General features: G+C 46.1%; 15 protein-coding genes, 1 pseudogene and 1 riboswitch. Of the genes and pseudogenes, 5 read left to right on the forward strand and 11 right to left on the reverse strand.

Translation table 11 applies throughout. The annotated features are described in order from the left end of the window. Nucleotides 1–34: 34 nt before the first annotated feature. The 4 genes and pseudogenes from A6E01_RS08890 to A6E01_RS08905 form a co-directional block, all read right to left on the reverse strand. Complete coding sequence (locus A6E01_RS08890) at nucleotides 35–1,489, reverse strand: MATE family efflux transporter (protein WP_065210098.1); 1,455 nt, start codon at nucleotides 1,487–1,489, stop codon at nucleotides 35–37. Between the two features lie 43 nt (nucleotides 1,490–1,532). Then, nucleotides 1,533–2,129: a LysE/ArgO family amino acid transporter gene (locus tag A6E01_RS08895; protein WP_065210099.1), complete on the reverse strand. Its 597-nt coding sequence runs from the start codon at nucleotides 2,127–2,129 to the stop codon at nucleotides 1,533–1,535. Nucleotides 2,130–2,543: 414 nt separating this feature from the next. Continuing rightward, nucleotides 2,544–3,527: a GGGtGRT protein gene (locus tag A6E01_RS08900; protein ID WP_065210100.1), complete on the reverse strand. Its 984-nt coding sequence runs from the start codon at nucleotides 3,525–3,527 to the stop codon at nucleotides 2,544–2,546. 17 nt (nucleotides 3,528–3,544) lie between these two features. Further along, a pseudogene (locus A6E01_RS08905) lies at nucleotides 3,545–4,218 on the reverse strand (iron-sulfur cluster assembly scaffold protein). A 147-nt stretch (nucleotides 4,219–4,365) separates the two neighbouring features. Then, nucleotides 4,366–4,433: riboswitch (Fluoride riboswitch) on the reverse strand. A gap of 188 nt (nucleotides 4,434–4,621) precedes the next feature. Between A6E01_RS08905 and A6E01_RS08910 the strand changes: the two are divergent. Then, the gene (locus tag A6E01_RS08910; RefSeq protein ID WP_065210101.1) at nucleotides 4,622–5,443 is read left to right on the forward strand and encodes a MaoC/PaaZ C-terminal domain-containing protein; all 822 of its coding nucleotides are present in this window, start codon (nucleotides 4,622–4,624) and stop codon (nucleotides 5,441–5,443) included. A gap of 1 nt (nucleotide 5,444) precedes the next feature. Here A6E01_RS08910 and A6E01_RS08915 read toward each other — a convergent pair whose 3' ends face one another. Then, a complete protein-coding gene (locus A6E01_RS08915; protein ID WP_065210102.1) occupies nucleotides 5,445–6,383 on the reverse strand; it encodes an endonuclease/exonuclease/phosphatase family protein in 939 nt (312 codons plus the stop codon). A 101-nt stretch (nucleotides 6,384–6,484) separates the two neighbouring features. On the opposite strand from A6E01_RS08915, the gene A6E01_RS08920 reads away from it, so the two are divergent. Both A6E01_RS08920 and A6E01_RS08925 read left to right on the forward strand, forming a co-directional pair. Next, nucleotides 6,485–7,537 (forward strand): aldo/keto reductase, encoded by a 1,053-nt coding sequence (locus A6E01_RS08920; protein WP_017027718.1) that lies wholly within the window; start codon nucleotides 6,485–6,487, stop codon nucleotides 7,535–7,537. A 24-nt stretch (nucleotides 7,538–7,561) separates the two neighbouring features. Beyond that, complete coding sequence (locus A6E01_RS08925) at nucleotides 7,562–8,455, forward strand: hypothetical protein (protein WP_017027717.1); 894 nt, start codon at nucleotides 7,562–7,564, stop codon at nucleotides 8,453–8,455. Between the two features lie 45 nt (nucleotides 8,456–8,500). Here the strand turns inward: A6E01_RS08925 and A6E01_RS08930 are convergent, their stop codons facing one another. Continuing rightward, nucleotides 8,501–8,974, reverse strand: a complete 474-nt coding sequence (locus A6E01_RS08930; protein WP_017027716.1) for a DM13 domain-containing protein — start codon at nucleotides 8,972–8,974, stop codon at nucleotides 8,501–8,503. A 37-nt stretch (nucleotides 8,975–9,011) separates the two neighbouring features. Continuing rightward, nucleotides 9,012–10,208: a benzoate/H(+) symporter BenE family transporter gene (locus A6E01_RS08935; RefSeq protein ID WP_017027715.1), complete on the reverse strand. Its 1,197-nt coding sequence runs from the start codon at nucleotides 10,206–10,208 to the stop codon at nucleotides 9,012–9,014. A gap of 138 nt (nucleotides 10,209–10,346) precedes the next feature. Here A6E01_RS08935 and A6E01_RS08940 point away from each other — a divergent pair, with 138 nt between their 5' ends. Continuing rightward, nucleotides 10,347–10,883: a helix-turn-helix domain-containing protein gene (locus A6E01_RS08940; protein ID WP_017027714.1), complete on the forward strand. Its 537-nt coding sequence runs from the start codon at nucleotides 10,347–10,349 to the stop codon at nucleotides 10,881–10,883. Nucleotides 10,884–10,902: 19 nt separating this feature from the next. Here A6E01_RS08940 and A6E01_RS08945 read toward each other — a convergent pair whose 3' ends face one another. Beyond that, nucleotides 10,903–11,793 (reverse strand): DMT family transporter, encoded by an 891-nt coding sequence (locus tag A6E01_RS08945; protein ID WP_017027713.1) that lies wholly within the window; start codon nucleotides 11,791–11,793, stop codon nucleotides 10,903–10,905. A gap of 163 nt (nucleotides 11,794–11,956) precedes the next feature. Between A6E01_RS08945 and rlmF the strand changes: the two genes are divergently transcribed. Further along, on the forward strand, nucleotides 11,957–12,907 hold the full coding sequence (rlmF, locus tag A6E01_RS08950; RefSeq protein ID WP_065210103.1) for a 23S rRNA (adenine(1618)-N(6))-methyltransferase RlmF: 951 nt from the start codon (nucleotides 11,957–11,959) through the stop codon (nucleotides 12,905–12,907). 85 nt (nucleotides 12,908–12,992) lie between these two features. Here the strand turns inward: rlmF and ribB are convergent, their stop codons facing one another. From ribB to A6E01_RS08965, 3 genes are read right to left on the reverse strand one after another with little or no spacing between them, the layout of a single operon-like run. Beyond that, on the reverse strand, nucleotides 12,993–14,099 hold the full coding sequence (gene ribB / locus A6E01_RS21250; protein WP_017027711.1) for a 3,4-dihydroxy-2-butanone-4-phosphate synthase: 1,107 nt from the start codon (nucleotides 14,097–14,099) through the stop codon (nucleotides 12,993–12,995). Between the two features lie 30 nt (nucleotides 14,100–14,129). Beyond that, nucleotides 14,130–14,972 carry a sugar phosphate isomerase/epimerase family protein gene (locus A6E01_RS21255; protein WP_017027710.1) on the reverse strand — a complete coding sequence of 281 codons (843 nt, stop codon included), beginning with the start codon at nucleotides 14,970–14,972 and terminating at the stop codon, nucleotides 14,130–14,132. A gap of 24 nt (nucleotides 14,973–14,996) precedes the next feature. Further along, the gene (locus A6E01_RS08965; RefSeq protein WP_082961357.1) at nucleotides 14,997–15,908 is read right to left on the reverse strand and encodes an AEC family transporter; all 912 of its coding nucleotides are present in this window, start codon (nucleotides 15,906–15,908) and stop codon (nucleotides 14,997–14,999) included.

Here is a 15,908-nt window from a genome sequence, read left to right on the forward strand (position 1 = left end):
GCTCTCTATAGGCTTTTTTTAACTCCGCGTCTTATTACTTTTGCTCTGTTGCCAGTTCATCATTCTTCGCAAGCTCTTCCATTACCACAGCATCATGAGTACAAAACGGCTGCATGTTAACGCTGTGCAACCCTTCATCTACCTCATCCTCAACAGCCGCCTCCTTGTTCAGCTGATGGACATGAAACCTAAGAGCGGCCAGCGCAATCAAGCCAAAGACGATATTGCCCACCGCCTGTCCGTACAATACGCCTAACGCGCCAAACCAAGCCGAGCCAATATAAACGAAAGGGATAGTACCAACGGTCGCCTTACCTACATTAAGAGCCGTGGAATACAAAGGCTTACCAAGATTGTTAAACGAGGTGTTCGCCACAAATTGAGCGCCATTGAACAGGAAAGTCACAGCGACAAAGGTGCAGAAGGTTCGAACTAACACATCAGCATCACCCGTTAAGTTAAAACCGCTGACTATAAAGGATTGAAGGAGGTATAAGACAAGACTTACGGTAACGCAGTAGATACTGACTACGATTAAAGAATTCAACAGCGTTTCTTTCACCCTATCGATGCGATCAGCTCCATAATTCTGCCCAATGATAGGCCCTACCGCGCCCGATAACGCAAAAATAGCGGCAAACACTACCGGTGTCAGACGCCCAACAACCGCAAAGCCTGCCACAAAATCCTCACCATATTGCGCAATGGAACTGGTGACGATGGCATTGCCTATTGGGGTAGCGATATTGGTAAAGATAGCGGGTAGCGCAATGGCAAATATCGCTCGTTGGCTAATGAGCCACTGCTTATATCGGAACTTGCCAACCAAGTCATGGTGTTTGATCAGTGGGGCTAACGAAAAAGCCAGTACCGTAAATCGCGACACGACAGAGGCCAAAGCTGCGCCTTCTACGTTCCACATAAACACGAAGATAAATATAGGATCAAGAATTGCGTTAACCACCCCGCCCCATATAGTCGCCATCATAGAGCGTTTGGCATCTCCTGCAGCACGTAATGCGGCACCAGCAGCCATACCAAGAGCCACAATGGGCGTACTTGGCAGTAAGATATACATGTAATCTTTAGCATGCTCGAATGCCGCGCCCTTGGCGCCAATGAGCTGCAATAACTCAGGGATGTAATAGGTCATCACGCCAGTAATTACCGCGTTGACCAAAAAGGCCGTCACCAAAACATTGATAACAAGATGACGAGCACTTTGAACGCGCTTTGCGCCAAGCTCTTTCGATACCAAGGCGCCCATGGCAATGGAGGTACCAATAGATATTGAGGTGGAGAAAAAGATGATTGTTCCTGCAAAGCCCACTGCCGCTGCCAGCTCAACCTGCCCTAGCATACTGATGAACATCATATCTAGGAGGTCGACAATAAATAGCGACATTAAACCAATGGAACCGGCCCCCGACATCGTCAGGATATGCCTCATGGTTGAGCCTTCGACGAATTTCGCTTGCTGTTCTGGCACCGTCACTTCCTTGTCGGTTGTTAGGGTCTGTTGACCTAGAAGTTTATCGTAATAATTCGATAGCGAGTATTAGCATCACAGCGCCCACCGCTCCTTCAAGTACTTTCCAAGTATGGGCTTTTTTGAAGTAAGGGGTTAATAATCTTGCGCCGTATCCCAAACTAAAGAAGAAAACAAAGGATGCGCACACCGCCCCGATACCGAATAAGTCTTTATCTGCGCCATATTGAGTAGACACTGAACCCAATAACACTAAGGTATCAAGATAGACATGAGGATTGAGCCAGGTAAAGGCGAGGCAAACGGTGAGGGTTTTACTTAATGAGGATGGCGCTTTAGCGGTTGGGTCTAATGTATGTTTATTCTTAAACGCAGACCACAGACTGCTTGTGCCATACACAATCAAGAATAATGCACCGCCATATCGCGCAATATCTTCCACTTGAGGGTAAGCCTTCACGACCACAGAGAAGCCTGCGACACCTGCGCTGATCAGCAGAGCATCTGAAACGGCGCATACCAAGCAGACCCAAAACACATGCTGCCTAAGCAAGCCCTGCTTTATGACAAAGGCATTTTGCGCTCCGATAGCCAAAATGAGTGATAGACCAATAGAAAAGCCGGCCAAAAACGCAGACATTGATTCATCCTTGAATACTACAATGTGACAACTCTACAAGTGAACTTGTTAATTTACAAAAGGAAAAAGAGCAAACCCATCGGAAAGAGTTTGCTCTTTGTGCCCACAAGCAAAAAGCAATGAGCGGTATCACTAGTTGTCTTGGTATTGTTGGAGGTTCTAGGTTCTAGGTTCTAGGTTCTAGCTTCTAGCTTCTAGGTTCTAGGTTCTAGCTTCTAGCTTCTAGCTTCTAGCAGCTTGTAGCTTGTAGCTTGTAGCTTGTAGCTCGTAGCTCGTAGCTCATCCTAATAACAATAGATATCAATCTGGCGGTAGAGATCCATCTATTTGGGCATAAGACTGGAAGTTAGCTGTAATTCACGACAACGCATGAATAAACAAGAGGGATGGACAGCTAACTTCCAGAATACTTTACTAAGCTCTTTTTGCTTTTAGCGCTTCATCAACCGCTACTGCAAGAGCCACAGATGCACCCACCATTGGGTTGTTACCCATACCGATGAAGCCCATCATTGCAACGTGTGCGGGTACTGAAGAGCTACCTGCAAACTGAGCGTCAGCGTGCATGCGACCCATAGTATCTGTCATGCCGTATGATGCAGGACCTGCTGCCACGTTATCAGGGTGAAGAGTACGACCAGTACCACCACCGGATGCTACAGAGAAGTACGCTTTACCTTCGCGATTACATTCTGCTTTGTAGATGCCCGCTACAGGGTGTTGGAAGCGTGTAGGGTTAGTAGAGTTACCAGTAATACTTACATCAACACCTGCACTGCGCATGATAGCGACACCTTCACGTACATCGTCAGCACCGTAACAGATGATCTCGCCGCGTGGGCCTTGAGAGAAACGACGGCGTTCTACTTCATTAAGCTCGCCAGTATCGTAGTCGTATTGAGTTCTTACGTAAGTGAAGCCATTAATGCGTGAGATTAGGTATGCTGCATCTTTACCTAAACCGTTAAGGATAACTTTAAGCGGTGTAGTACGTGCTTTGTTTACGTTAAGTGCAATCTTGATTGCGCCTTCTGCTGCCGCAAATGACTCGTGGCCAGCAAGGAAAGCAAAACAGGTGCTTTTTTCATCTAGAAGACGAGCGGCTAGCGCGCCGTGACCAATACCAACTTGGCGTTGGTCTGCCACACTGCCTGGTTTACAAGACGCTTGTAGTCCTTTACCAATGGCATTTGCCGCTTCAATTGAAGTCTTGCTATCAGTGAATAGAGCGTAAGCGGTACCTACAGTGTACGCTTCAACTGCGCTTTCAAAAGCGATAGGCTGAGTTTCCATGACTTGTTCACGGGTATCGATGCCAAATTCTTTACAATAAGCGAACGCTTCTTCTAAAGAGTTCATGTTCATTTCGGTTAGTAGAGCTTGAGTTGCGTTGTTCATGATTCAGTCCTCTTCGCTTATTGTTGACGTGGGTTAATAGTTTTAACAGCTTCGTCGAAACGACCATACTGACCACTAGCTTGTGCCAGTGCTGTCTCAGCATCAACGCCAGCGTTGACTGCTTTCATGAATTTACCAAGGTTCATGTATTGGTAACCGAAAGACCCATTTTCGTTACATAACCTTCTGCGATTTCCATGTAACGAACGCCTTTCGCTCTAGTTGAGTAGCTAGTACCCACTTGGCTACGAAGAGTTTGACCTAGGTCTTCTAGTGCTTCACCCACTTCCAGACCGCCATCTGAAAATGCTGATTGAGTTCGACCGTAGGTAAACTGAAGGAAGATTTCGCGCATTGCCACGTTGATAGCGTCACACACTAAGTCAGTGTTCATTGCTTCAAGAATGGTTTTGCCGGTAAGAATTTCTGATGCCATTGCTGCTGATTGAGTCATACCTGAACAGCCAATGGTTTCGATTAGAACTTCTTCAATGATGCCTTGCTTTACGTTGAGAGTAAGTTTAGCAGCGCCTTGCTGAGGTGCACATGCACCTACGCCGTGGCTTAGACCAGAGATTGCAATAACCTCTTTAGGATTGATCATACGGCCTTCTACTGGAATAGGAGAAGAAGCATGTAGGTCGCCACGTTGAATTGGGCACATTGATTGAATTTCGTTTGTGTAATGCATAATGTTTTCCGCTCTAACAAATGAATAAAGTTGGGAAAACAGTGCGAGAAAGGATTGGTTGCAAGATGGATTAGATACGCCCTACCAAACCGAGTACTACAAGGTACTAGCCTCAAAGGTCATAAAGACCATGAGTCACTGTTTCCGATTTTGGTAGGAGTCATTAGCCGACTGGTCGGCGGTTAAGTAGGTGGAACCCCATCACCTGTGCCACTAAATTTAAGTCAAACGAGCGAGTGTCGCAATAGGCATAAATGCAATCTAACATTACAACTATGCAACTGGTTAACTACTTAAGATCGAGAGCTGGATAAAATTTACGTTATTTCAATAAGATAGTTTTAATAATGCTTGCTAACATTCATGAATAGACAAGTAAACCGTACTTAGGGATAAGCAATTAATGTCACAAAAAACCATTGAATATAATAATTTGCCGAGCAATCTGCGCATTTTGGGCAGAACTTTATTCAAATCTCAATCCCGTTCCGCTATCCCACAATTACATTTCACCGTAAAAGATTTTCACTTTGACCAAACGCACCTACAAAGCTACCAACGCTATTGTGGTTTTACTCATGCGCAGCTGCCCTTGCCCTATTTATTTGTTGCCAGCCAAAAGGCGCAATTGCATCTACTCACCGACAATCAGTTTCCGCTAAAGACATTAGGGTTAATCCACACTGGAATTCGTTTTTATCGACATAAGGAGATCGATACTAGAGCAAACTACGATGTCACTGTTTCGGTTGGCCATGTTGAAAGCAAGGCTCGAGGCATAGAGTTTGAGTTATGTGTACAGTTTTTTGAAAATGATGAACGAGTGTGTGGGTTCGATAGCCTCTATTTTTCCATCACGAGTAGCCAGCGAGGAAATAAGCCTGCGCCAATAGCGGACGACTTTAGTGCCTTTCAGCATATTGCTCGGCTGAAGATAACAGAGCAAAGCGTTCGCGGGTATGCACGGGTATCGGGCGACTACAATCCCATCCATTTGCACAGGCTGACATCCGCACCCTTCGGCTTTAAGAAACCCATCGCCCACGGCCTCTATTTATTGGCTCGCTCGCTAGTGTCTCTGGATATTGCGCCAGCAGAGGTCGAAGTCAACTTTAAGCGCCCTGCACTGCTGCCCATTGAAACCGAATTAGTTCAAACGGGCAATCAGGCATTATTGCTTAATCCAGAATCAAAACCGCTGCTTGATATAAAGTGGACTAGCTAATCTAATCTCGCTCTGTGAGTGTGATAGTCACAATGCCATGGTCGCTGGCCATACGGTCGATGGCATAGATAGGGTTTACAAGATGACTATCAGAGACCTGATAATGACTCACCTCAAACAAACAAGACGCACTATTGCGATCAAATTCCTCTGAAAGCATGATGTAGTCTAGGACGCTGCCTTTTGCGCCATAATAGTGTGTGGCTTGTATTGGTGGCTCTTGTGCTAAAACGGTCTTCGAATCGCCAAGTCCTGTTGTTTCATCATCGCGAGTCGCATGGAAACAAGAAAATTCGGCACTGGATAAATCTCGATTAAAGTCTCCCATCAATACCTGAGGGTAACCTTTGCTGCGCTTACGCTGGGCAAAGAAAGCATCAATAAAACGAGCCTCAAGCCCCCTTTGCATGGTAGAACGCCAACTCTCAATCGGCTTCAAGCCGGGGTTTTCGACGCTCAGGGCTTTAGGCCGCTGAGACTTAAAGTGCACCACCACACAATCCACCTTACCAATAACCGGCAATTCGATAAGTGCATGCAAGGGGGCTCGGCTAAAAGCAAAACCTAACTCTGCCGATGCCGTAGGGTCAGATTCAATCGCAGAGACCGACAGCAATGGATAGCGAGAAGCAATGCCCACCACTGGCTCTGAATGGATAAAATCACTCTCGACCTTTGGCTCATCAATCACCGCAAAATACGGATAACCTATGCTAGCGAGCTGCTCTTCCAATTCAACGGCACTGAAGATCTCCTGAAAACCAATCACGTCGGCATCCGAAGCCTCTATTTGCTGGAGTGTCCAATGTTGTTTGTCCTGCCAATGGGCAAAGCTATAGATGTTTTCGAAGTCGTAATACGCCCCCGGAGGCGCTAGGTAATTAAACAGGTTGAAGGTCGTGATCTTAATTTGATGTGGGCGCAAAGAGCATCCATCCATTACAGTTGCCAGAAAGCTTAACTCCAAGATAACTCAAGTTACTGGTTTCAGCGAGTGCCATAGAGTATCTTAAAGAGATAATCAGGATGAGGAGAGCCCACATGGAATACGCCAAACTTGGCCATAGTGAACTGCAAGTATCGCGCGTCTGCTTAGGTAGCATGACTTGGGGAGTGCAAAACAATCAACAAGATGCCGATGAGCAAATCAGTCATGCCCTAGCGCAAGGCGTCAATTTTATCGACACCGCAGAAATGTACGCCATCCCGCCTACTCCAGATACTTACGGAAAAACTGAAGCCATCATTGGTGACTGGATCGCTCGCAATCAAGCTAAGCGTCAAGAGACTATTATTGCCACAAAAATTGCAGGGCCCGGCATGCATTGGGTTCGCGATGGTGGCCCTATTACTGGCGAAGCCGTTATTCAATCGGTAGAGAATTCGTTAAAGAGGCTGCAAACGGACTACATTGATCTTTACCAACTGCACTGGCCAAACAGAACCTCTCCTCACTTTGGTAAGCAATGGCCAAATACCTTCAGCTTCGCAGACGTTGACGTCAGCTCACAGCGCTCACAAATGCTAGAGATCTTACAGGCGCTCAACGAATGTATTACCGCAGGTAAGATTCGCCATTGTGGGCTATCCGACGAAACGACTTGGGGCATCAGCACCTATCTAGAGCTTGCCGAAAAACACAGCCTACCTAAGATGGTTTCCATACAAAACGAGTTCAGCCTACTGTGTCAAAAGGATTGGCCCTACTTGATTGAACACTGCCATCATGCGGATGTCGCTTATCTACCTTGGTCACCGTTGGCTAGTGGTTTGTTAACCGGGAAATATGCCAATGGCGCTCGCCCTGAAGGCAGTCGCTGGAGCTTAATGAACTCAAATAACATCTACCGAAGCACTGAACTCGCACACAGCGCCGTAGCGCAGTACGCTGACATCGCCAAAGACATCGGCATTACTCCAGCGCAACTGGCGTTAGCGTGGTGTAACAGCGTTCAGGGGGTGACCTCTAGCATTATTGGCGCGACGAGCATGTCTCAGCTAAAGGAAGACCTAGCAGCCTTCGAACTGACTCTGGATAATGAGACTCAGAAGCGTATTGCCAACGTCATCAAGCAAATCCCTGCTCCTTATTAATTGACCAAACTCGAGCCCAGAAAAATGAGTGAGTTAACACCTTTAAAAAACGACACTGCTGCGCCTTCATCTCCGAAATCAAACCGCGCACTCCTTACCGTAATTACTCTGCTTCTCACCATTGGCGCAGTGCTAAACTTTGCGGATCACTACGCCGATATCAAACTCAACGAATCCTTAGAGCAAGGCGTCGTCGCCTTTGCATCGGTGCGCAGTATTCATGCTGTCATATCTATGCTGAAAGGCACTGAAATCAGCGTCCCATTCCTTACAGTGAGTGTTGGGGAGATTCTATCGCCCGCAACAGAGATACTGCAGTCGACTTCTACCGTACTTACCACAGCTTTAGCATCGCTGGGCTTACAGAAAATCTTACTGGATGTGTTTTCAGCCAAATTGGTCAATATAACCATAGCCATCAGTGCCTTTGCCTATTTGGTTACCTTGTGGGTATCGTCTTTTAGTCGATTTTTGAAGTTCACACAGTCGCTATTTTTTGTCCTCTGTCTGACTCGATATCTGCTAGTAGGAACACTATTGCTCAATAGCCTAGTCGATACCTTGTTTTTAAATGAACAAACAGAACAGATCACCCAGCAGACCGATTTTATTGCCACAGATTTGCATCAGTTTAATCAGCAGTTGATTGACGGAAAGGCAGCAGAGTACGAGGAAGATGATAGCCTACTGGGCAGCGCGAAAAGAACGTGGAATAACGTAACCAATGGCTTTGAACAAACCAAGCAAGAGATGCAACAAAGCTTTGATGAACTTCAGGAAAAAACAGAGTCTTTAGTCATCAATCTACTCACCCTGATTGCAATGTTCACGCTAAAAACCATTTTGATCCCCATAGGCTTTTTGCTACTGCTGAAAAACCTGTATTGGAGTCTGATTAAGCGCTTATCACCTATTTAATTACTCGCTTCCCCCCTGAATGTTAGGGGGAAGCGAGTATAAGACCTAGTCTCTGTATTTGGCGGAGGTAATAAATTCGCCAAAGCTTTCACACCAAATAATCACGGTCGTGTAATCTTCAAGGTCGATGGACTTATCGACAGTGAGACTAAAGCCGTTAAAGCTTTTTACGTCTCCCACCTGCACCATCTGTGGTTTTAATTGGTTGAATTTGGCTTCTGTTTCTACATAGTCTGGAGAGAGGTACAACTTGTAGTCAGGGCCCGGCGCTAATTCACCCACAAAGGAGATTTGCTCTGCGCTAAGCATCACCTTTCCTTCTCCCCAATGGAAAAAGTCGCTGTCTTGGCGCTCTTTATCAAAGCTTGCGGTAAACTCAGCCTTATCAAAATGCTGAATGATTTGTTCCGTTGGTGCCGGTGGTGCGGTCAAAATCGGCAGTGCGTAAATACCAAGGGCAAAACCAAAGCCAATCGCGATTATATGAGTAACCAATAACAATACTTTTTTCAACGCCATCAATCCTTGTACAAAGGGTTCACTAACTCATTCAATTCTAGGCATATTCACGGCGACTTGCTGAAGAAAGTGCATAAGCGGTAATACCCAATAACAATCCCCAAAAAGCACTACCAATACCCATAAGCGACACGCCAGATGCGGTCATTAAAAAGGTAAGCAAGGCTGGCTCTCTTTCACTCGCGTCATTTAGCGCAATAGCAAGGCTATTACCTATGGTTCCCACTAGAGCGAGTCCGGCTATGGTAAACACTAAGGTTTGCGGAAAGACCGAAAATAGCGTCGCTACCGTTGCCGCAAATAGCCCAGTGAGCAGATAAAACAGGCCTGCCCATACCGATGCCATATAACGCGTTTTAGGATCTTCGCCCGCTTCTTTTCCCATACATATAGCCGCAGTAATGGCAGCCAGATTAAACGCAAAGCCACCAAACGGTGCCATCAGCACGCCCATGAATCCGGTGGTTGAGATAAGTGGAGACGATGGCGTCTGATAGCCATTCGCCCTCAACACAGCAATACCCGGCACATTTTGTGAGGCCATGGTCACCACAAATAAGGGGATCCCTATGCCTATCAGCGCAGATAAAGAAAACTCTGGGGAAATCCAAACAGGAGCGGCCATTTCCAACCTGATGCCCTCTAATCTTAATGAACCCTGAGTCAAACTTATGGCGACACCTATCAACAGCACCAAGGGAATGGCATACAAAGGAACACATCGTTTTAGAACAAGGTAGCCAATGAGCATACCGCCCACCAGCAAGGGGTCGATGGCGATTCCCGTAAACACATTTAGACCAAACTGCAATAAGACTCCGGCCAACATGGCAGAAGCGATAGAGCTTGGTATATGGCGAGTCAGTTTTTCAAACCAACCCGTTAGGCCGCACACCAGTATTAGGGTGGATGAGAACAGAAACACCCCTATCGCCTGATTGAGACTAACGCCGTCTAGTGAGGTTGCCAGTAATGCAGCCCCAGGTGTCGACCATGCCGTTAATATGGGGGTTTTATAAAAGAGGGATAAGCCTATAGTGGTCACCGCCATCCCTACACCTAGCGCCCACAGCCATGAACTGATTTGCTCAGCACTGGCACCCGCTGCATTAGCGGCTTGAAAGATAATGACCGCAGAGCTGGTATAGCCGACCAACACCGCAATAAACCCTGCGGTAACATGAGATAGATTAAAGAAGCGATGGATCTTTTGACCATACTGACTGACGTGCATACCCTTGCCCTTCCCCTATTACTATAAACAGCATCCTTTGTGCGTAATAACGCACAAATCAAAAGATAGCACTTGTGCGCTATAACGTACAGCTCTAAACTAATAAAGGATAAGCAGGGAAAACGAGCGTGGTATCAAGTGTCAGAACAGCTATTTAAGCAGCAAGTGGGAAAGAAGTTAAAATCAATTCGTCTGGATAAACAGCTTAGCCTAGACGCTGCTGCAAAGCTCACTGGGGTGTCCAAAGCAATGCTTGGGCAGATTGAACGAGGTGAATCCAGCCCTACCATCAATAAGCTTTGGCAAATTGCCAGTGGGCTAGAGGTGTCCTTTTCTTCTTTCTTTGCCACAAACAAAGAACTGCGTCAGCACACCCAAGCCTTTCCCAACGACAGTAAGATGAAGGTCGATACGCTGTTTGGCTATCAAGGCGATACCCAGTTTGAAATGTTTGAAATACAGCTTACAGACTTTCATCAGCAAGACTCTACACCTCACAGCCATGGGGTCATTGAGCACATTGTCGTGTTATCGGGGGAGCTCGCTATGTGGTTCGACGGTGACTGGCACCCATTACAGCAAGGAGAGTGTGTTCGATTTTTTGCAGATCAAGCGCACAGCTACAAAGCCATAACTGAAACCGTGCGCTTTCAAAATATTGTGTACTACCCCTAGCCCTAGCTATAACGCTAGATTATGAGGCTACATCGGTAGCTATGTCCGCAGCCTTGTCGGTGGGTTTTTTTCTTCTGCGCCAGCGGATGGGCATTAACGGAACCACAATCATCGCAATACCAATGATAGTCAACAGGTCTGGGATCTCGTCAAACCACATGATCCCAAACAGGGTAACAAAAACCAGACCTGAATATTCTGCCAAGGCTATCTGACTTGCTGGGGCTTTTTTATACGCCACAACCACCAGCGCGTGATAGCTCAATACAAAAAAGTTAATCGCTAAGATCCAGAACAGGTGACGAATTTCAATGGGCCCCCAATTCGGTAGCGCCAGTAAAAACGCTCCAGGGATCGTTAAAGCGGTAGTCCAAAACAGCGTCGACACCACTGACTGAGAAACCGGCAAGCGCTTGATTAAGATATTGCCTACCGCCATCGCCAAAGCACTACCCAAGGCAATAATCGCCGCCCAATGAAAATGCTCAGGTCTTAACACCACCAGCACGCCAATAAAGCCAATACCCGTTGCGATCACCTTCTTCATCGGAGGCATCTCTTTCAAAAAGATGATCGACAATGGCAGCATCATTAACGGGGCCACATAAAACATCGCGTTCGCCGTTGCCAAGGTTAAATGGGTAATCGCCACCATAGCGCAGCCGCTGCCAATCAAAATAAATTGCGAGCGCCAAAAGTTAATCTTGCCACAACCCTGCATACGCTCTTCCCTTGGTAGGCGCAGCCATAATGGCGCAATGATCAGCAGGCTCATGATCTGCCTGATCAACACATACTGAAAGGTGGGCACCTCACCATTAAGGACCTTAAGTGAAACATCCGAGAGTGAAGCTAAGAAATTGGCAAAGACCAATAATAAGATGGCTTGAGTGACCGAGTTACCGCGCATAGTGCTCTAACATAGTGAAGAATGGCAAAGAGGCGCGAAGATATCAGTCTTTGTGCGATAGATCCAATTGTATGATTAATTAAGCTTGCGCTAACATTAAGCTAAGCATGTGCTAAAGTAGCGACCGCAAAGCAGACACCCAATACCGAGTATCGATATCCTGATGAAAAATAACAAAGTTGCCGCAAAAAAAGCTGTGAAAGCCGGTCTTCATCCGCGAAATAAACACCACGGACGCTACGATATCGATGCCTTGGTAAAAGCACTCCCAGAATTAAAACGTAAAGTGACACTCAATCCTAAGGGAGAGCAAACCGTAGACTTTAGCGACCCTGAAGCCGTGCTAACCCTTAATAAGGCCTTGCTGGCGCACCATTATCAGGTGAAGTTCTGGGATATCCCAAAGGGCTACCTATGCCCGCCGATCCCAGGACGTGCCGATTATGTGCACCGCTTAGCAGACTTATTGGATACCGCGGATAACACCATCAATGCTCTCGATATCGGCACAGGGGCGAGCTGTATTTACCCGATTATTGGTGCCACGGACTACCAATGGCACTTTACTGCGTCCGATGTTGACCCAATATCCATCAAAGTCGCTACCGAGATTGCCAAGCTAAACCCTCATCTATCGATGAAGATAGTCCCGCGCCTACAAAAAAATGCTGACAATATCTTCAAGGGAGTCATTAAAGAGGGCGAGTACTATCACCTCACCATGTGCAACCCACCCTTTCACAAATCTTTAAAGGATGCGGAGCAAGGGACAAAACGAAAGGCTGACAATCTTGCAAAGAACAGAGCCAAGCGCGGCTCAGAGGCTATGAATAAAAAAGGCCAGCCAATAAAATCAGCGCCACAAGGGCTCAACTTTGGTGGCCAGAAAGCGGAGCTTTGGTGCCCGGGCGGCGAAGAGGCCTTCATCAAAAACATGGCCGTAGAAAGTGCCCTATTTAAAGAGCAAGTAGGCTGGTTTAGTACCCTTATATCCAAAAAAGAGAACGTCGCACCGATGCAGAAGGTACTTGGCAAACTAGGTGCGAGCGAGGTCAAGGTTGTTGAGATGTCTCAGGGACAGAAAATCAGTCGATTTATTGCTTGGCGATACTAGGGTCTGTTGATCCTAATTTACTCAAGGCATAAAAAAGCCAGTAAGCAATAACTTACTGGCAAATACAACTACCCGAATTTGGTTTTTACTCGGTAATGTAATCCACTACCTCTAAGCCGAAACCAGACAAGGCGTGATACCTTTTATTTGAAGACGAGAGTAGCTTCATTTTTGATATCCCAAGATCCGCTAATATCTGAGAGCCAACACCCACCTGACGTGACGTATCCACAGGCTTGTGCTTAGGAGTAGCCTCGCCTTCCGCTTGCATTTGAATTGACTTGATCTTTTGTATCTTAGCCTCTGAGGTTTGCTCTTGGCCTAAAATAACAACCGTACCACCTTCGTTAGCTACCTTCTTCAAAACCTTATCTATTGGCCAAACAGGCTGTCCTGCATGGGTAGACAATAGTACGTCACTGAGCTGATCGTATACGTGCACACGCACTAGAGGCGCTTCCAAATCTGAGCCACTACTTAACGCATAATGAATCTGGTTATCTATGGTGTCTCTGTAGGTCACCATATCAAACTCACCAAACTCAGTTGGCATCTTACATTCAGCAATACGTTCAATCGTCGTTTCTTGAGTATTTCGGTATTCAATCAAGTCCGCAATAGTACCGAGCTTAATATTATGTTTTTCCGCAAACACTTCTAATTGAGGACGGCGAGCCATTGTGCCGTCTTCATTCAAGATCTCTACAATCACAGAAGAAGGCTCAAATCCCGCTAGTCGAGCTAGATCACAACCCGCTTCAGTATGCCCTGCACGGCTAAGTACCCCACCGTCTTTAGCCGCCAAAGGAAAGATATGCCCAGGCTGGACAAGATCGGATGCTACCGCTTGCTTTGCAACAGCAGCCTGAATGGTTACCGCTCGGTCTTCAGCAGAGATGCCCGTTGTCACCCCACTAGCAGCTTCAATAGAGGCGGTAAATGCAGTTGCCCAAGGTTCTGTTGGGTTTTGCACCATAGGAAAGAGATTAAGCTTGTTACAGCGTTCCTGAGTCATGGTCAGGCATATCAGGCCTCGGCCGTGAGTGGCCATGAAGTTGACATCTTGAGCTGTCACACACTCGGCAGGGAGCATGATGTCACCCTCATTCTCGCGATCTTCATCATCCATTAAGATCACCATCTTACCCTGACGATAATCTTCGATAACTTCTTCTATTTTACTGATAGGCATTACTAGGGTCCGTATCTGGTTAAACTGAAACTAATTACTGGCTAACTGGCGAATGTAAGAAATACTTTCGTCCAATACTCGAGTGATCTCTTCAATGCTCTCAGGGGAGCGACCACGCACAGGGAAGGTATCCTTACGTCTATGCATTCTTAGTGGCTTTTCAATACTGAATGGTACACACCTATTACTCAATGACTCAACAATAGGCTTAAAATTGATCATACCTTGACCTAAGGCTGGGAAGGTAAACTTATCATCATGAACCGAGACATCTTTCACATGAAAATGTCGGCAGAATGGCATGGCAATACGTGCCTCTTCACTTGGGCTCAGGTTGGGAGCCAAAGAAACGCTGTTTCCTGGATCAAAGTTAAGCGCTAATGCGGGGTGAGACACTTCACTAAGTATGCGTACGCCATCATCAGCGCTAGTGAAGGCATTAAAGTTATGATCCCCACCATTCTCGATACAAATAACACATCCATGCTCTTCGGCATAAGGAGCTAATTGCTTGAGGTTATTGATAATAATATGGCGATCACCGATAGGCCCAGTACATGTATTGAGGTATTTAACACCTAAGTGATGAGCAAAGCGTATACGCATTTTAAACTCTTCTAGTGCATTGGGCGAAGCAAGGTTCATGGTACAGCCTAAGGCTTCTGTTTTAAGTTGCTCTTTCTCCAATAGAGAGAGCAAATAGTGAGCATGAGCCTCAGAGAACATGTCACTATCGAGCTGGCCTACGTATCCTTGGTTAAAGGCAAATTCTACATATCCAACCCCTAGGCTTTTGATCGTTTTTAAAGAGATCTTCAAATCATGCCCATCAAAAATAGCGGTATTAATCGCCAACCTATCTAAAATACTCATTTTCTATATCCTTATATGTTTCGCTCAAACTAAACGCGAAACAATGACTTCCCAAGCAAACACCGACAACAGAGATAACCCCGTCGACCCGACAATGACACTTGCTGTGGCTTCCCTCGCGACTTGGTAGCGTTCTGCCAATAAATAGACATTAATTCCGGTGGGTAAACTACAAAGTAACACCAACACCTGCATTTCAAGTAAATCCAACTGTAACCAAAAGTAGCTGATGCACAGCACAATGAATGGGAATCCAATCATTTTCACAAACAACAACATAGTGACTTTCTGTTGTAATAGCTGTTGAGTGTTGTAAAAACTCAAGCTCGCTCCCAACACTAGTAAAATGATAGGCAACGCATACATTCCAACATGATCTACCGCACTCAGTAGATAAGACGGCAAAGGAATGGAAAGCAAGTTGATCAAAGCACCCGTTACAATTGCGATAATGATGGGGTCACTAGCAACCTTTCGATAGCTGTAGAACCCAGCCTCACCACTGCGAATCATCAATATATTAAAAAGAGGCAACACCAAGACTAAGTTGATGAATACCACGCCCATTAATATCAGCTCGGCCTCCGTTCCGTACAAAGAAAAGATCAACGGAACGCCAACACCAACAGCATTAGGATATAACGCTGACATCGACTTTATGTTTGAACAGGACGATGTTTCATCGCAGGTCTTAGCAAGAAATAACCGCATCAGCACAAATAGAGTGAACATGGCCAATAGGTAACTAATCACCAGATTCAAAGATGGCAAGTGATCAAAGTCAGCCTTCACCATTGAACCAAAAAATAGAGTGGGCGTTAAAAAAGCAAATGCAAAGCTTCTTACCCAACCCACTCTGGTTTCGTTAAAGGCGTGAATGAATTTAGCCAACATAAAGCCGACTAATATCCATCCAATTAACTGCACTTGTTGCAT

The sequence above is a fragment of the Vibrio breoganii genome, from assembly GCF_001677275.1.
GTDB classification, from domain to species: domain Bacteria; phylum Pseudomonadota; class Gammaproteobacteria; order Enterobacterales; family Vibrionaceae; genus Vibrio; species Vibrio breoganii.

What these genes read in the sequence shown, in the direction of transcription:
- A6E01_RS08930 (WP_017027716.1), bottom strand. Translation starts at nt 8,974, where the DNA reads ATGGCGTTGAAAAAAGTATTGTTATTGGTTACTCATATAATCGCGATT.
- ribB (WP_017027711.1), bottom strand. Translation starts at nt 14,099, where the DNA reads ATGCCTATCAGTAAAATAGAAGAAGTTATCGAAGATTATCGTCAGGGT.
- A6E01_RS08915 (WP_065210102.1), bottom strand. Translation starts at nt 6,383, where the DNA reads ATGGATGGATGCTCTTTGCGCCCACATCAAATTAAGATCACGACCTTC.
- A6E01_RS08925 (WP_017027717.1), top strand. Translation starts at nt 7,562, where the DNA reads ATGAGTGAGTTAACACCTTTAAAAAACGACACTGCTGCGCCTTCATCT.
- rlmF (WP_065210103.1), top strand. Translation starts at nt 11,957, where the DNA reads ATGAAAAATAACAAAGTTGCCGCAAAAAAAGCTGTGAAAGCCGGTCTT.
- A6E01_RS08935 (WP_017027715.1), bottom strand. Translation starts at nt 10,208, where the DNA reads ATGCACGTCAGTCAGTATGGTCAAAAGATCCATCGCTTCTTTAATCTA.
- A6E01_RS08910 (WP_065210101.1), top strand. Translation starts at nt 4,622, where the DNA reads ATGTCACAAAAAACCATTGAATATAATAATTTGCCGAGCAATCTGCGC.
- A6E01_RS21255 (WP_017027710.1), bottom strand. Translation starts at nt 14,972, where the DNA reads ATGAGTATTTTAGATAGGTTGGCGATTAATACCGCTATTTTTGATGGG.
- A6E01_RS08895 (WP_065210099.1), bottom strand. Translation starts at nt 2,129, where the DNA reads ATGTCTGCGTTTTTGGCCGGCTTTTCTATTGGTCTATCACTCATTTTG.
- A6E01_RS08965 (WP_082961357.1), bottom strand. Translation starts at nt 15,908, where the DNA reads ATGCAACAAGTGCAGTTAATTGGATGGATATTAGTCGGCTTTATGTTG.
- A6E01_RS08945 (WP_017027713.1), bottom strand. Translation starts at nt 11,793, where the DNA reads ATGCGCGGTAACTCGGTCACTCAAGCCATCTTATTATTGGTCTTTGCC.
- A6E01_RS08920 (WP_017027718.1), top strand. Translation starts at nt 6,485, where the DNA reads ATGGAATACGCCAAACTTGGCCATAGTGAACTGCAAGTATCGCGCGTC.
- A6E01_RS08900 (WP_065210100.1), bottom strand. Translation starts at nt 3,527, where the DNA reads ATGAACAACGCAACTCAAGCTCTACTAACCGAAATGAACATGAACTCT.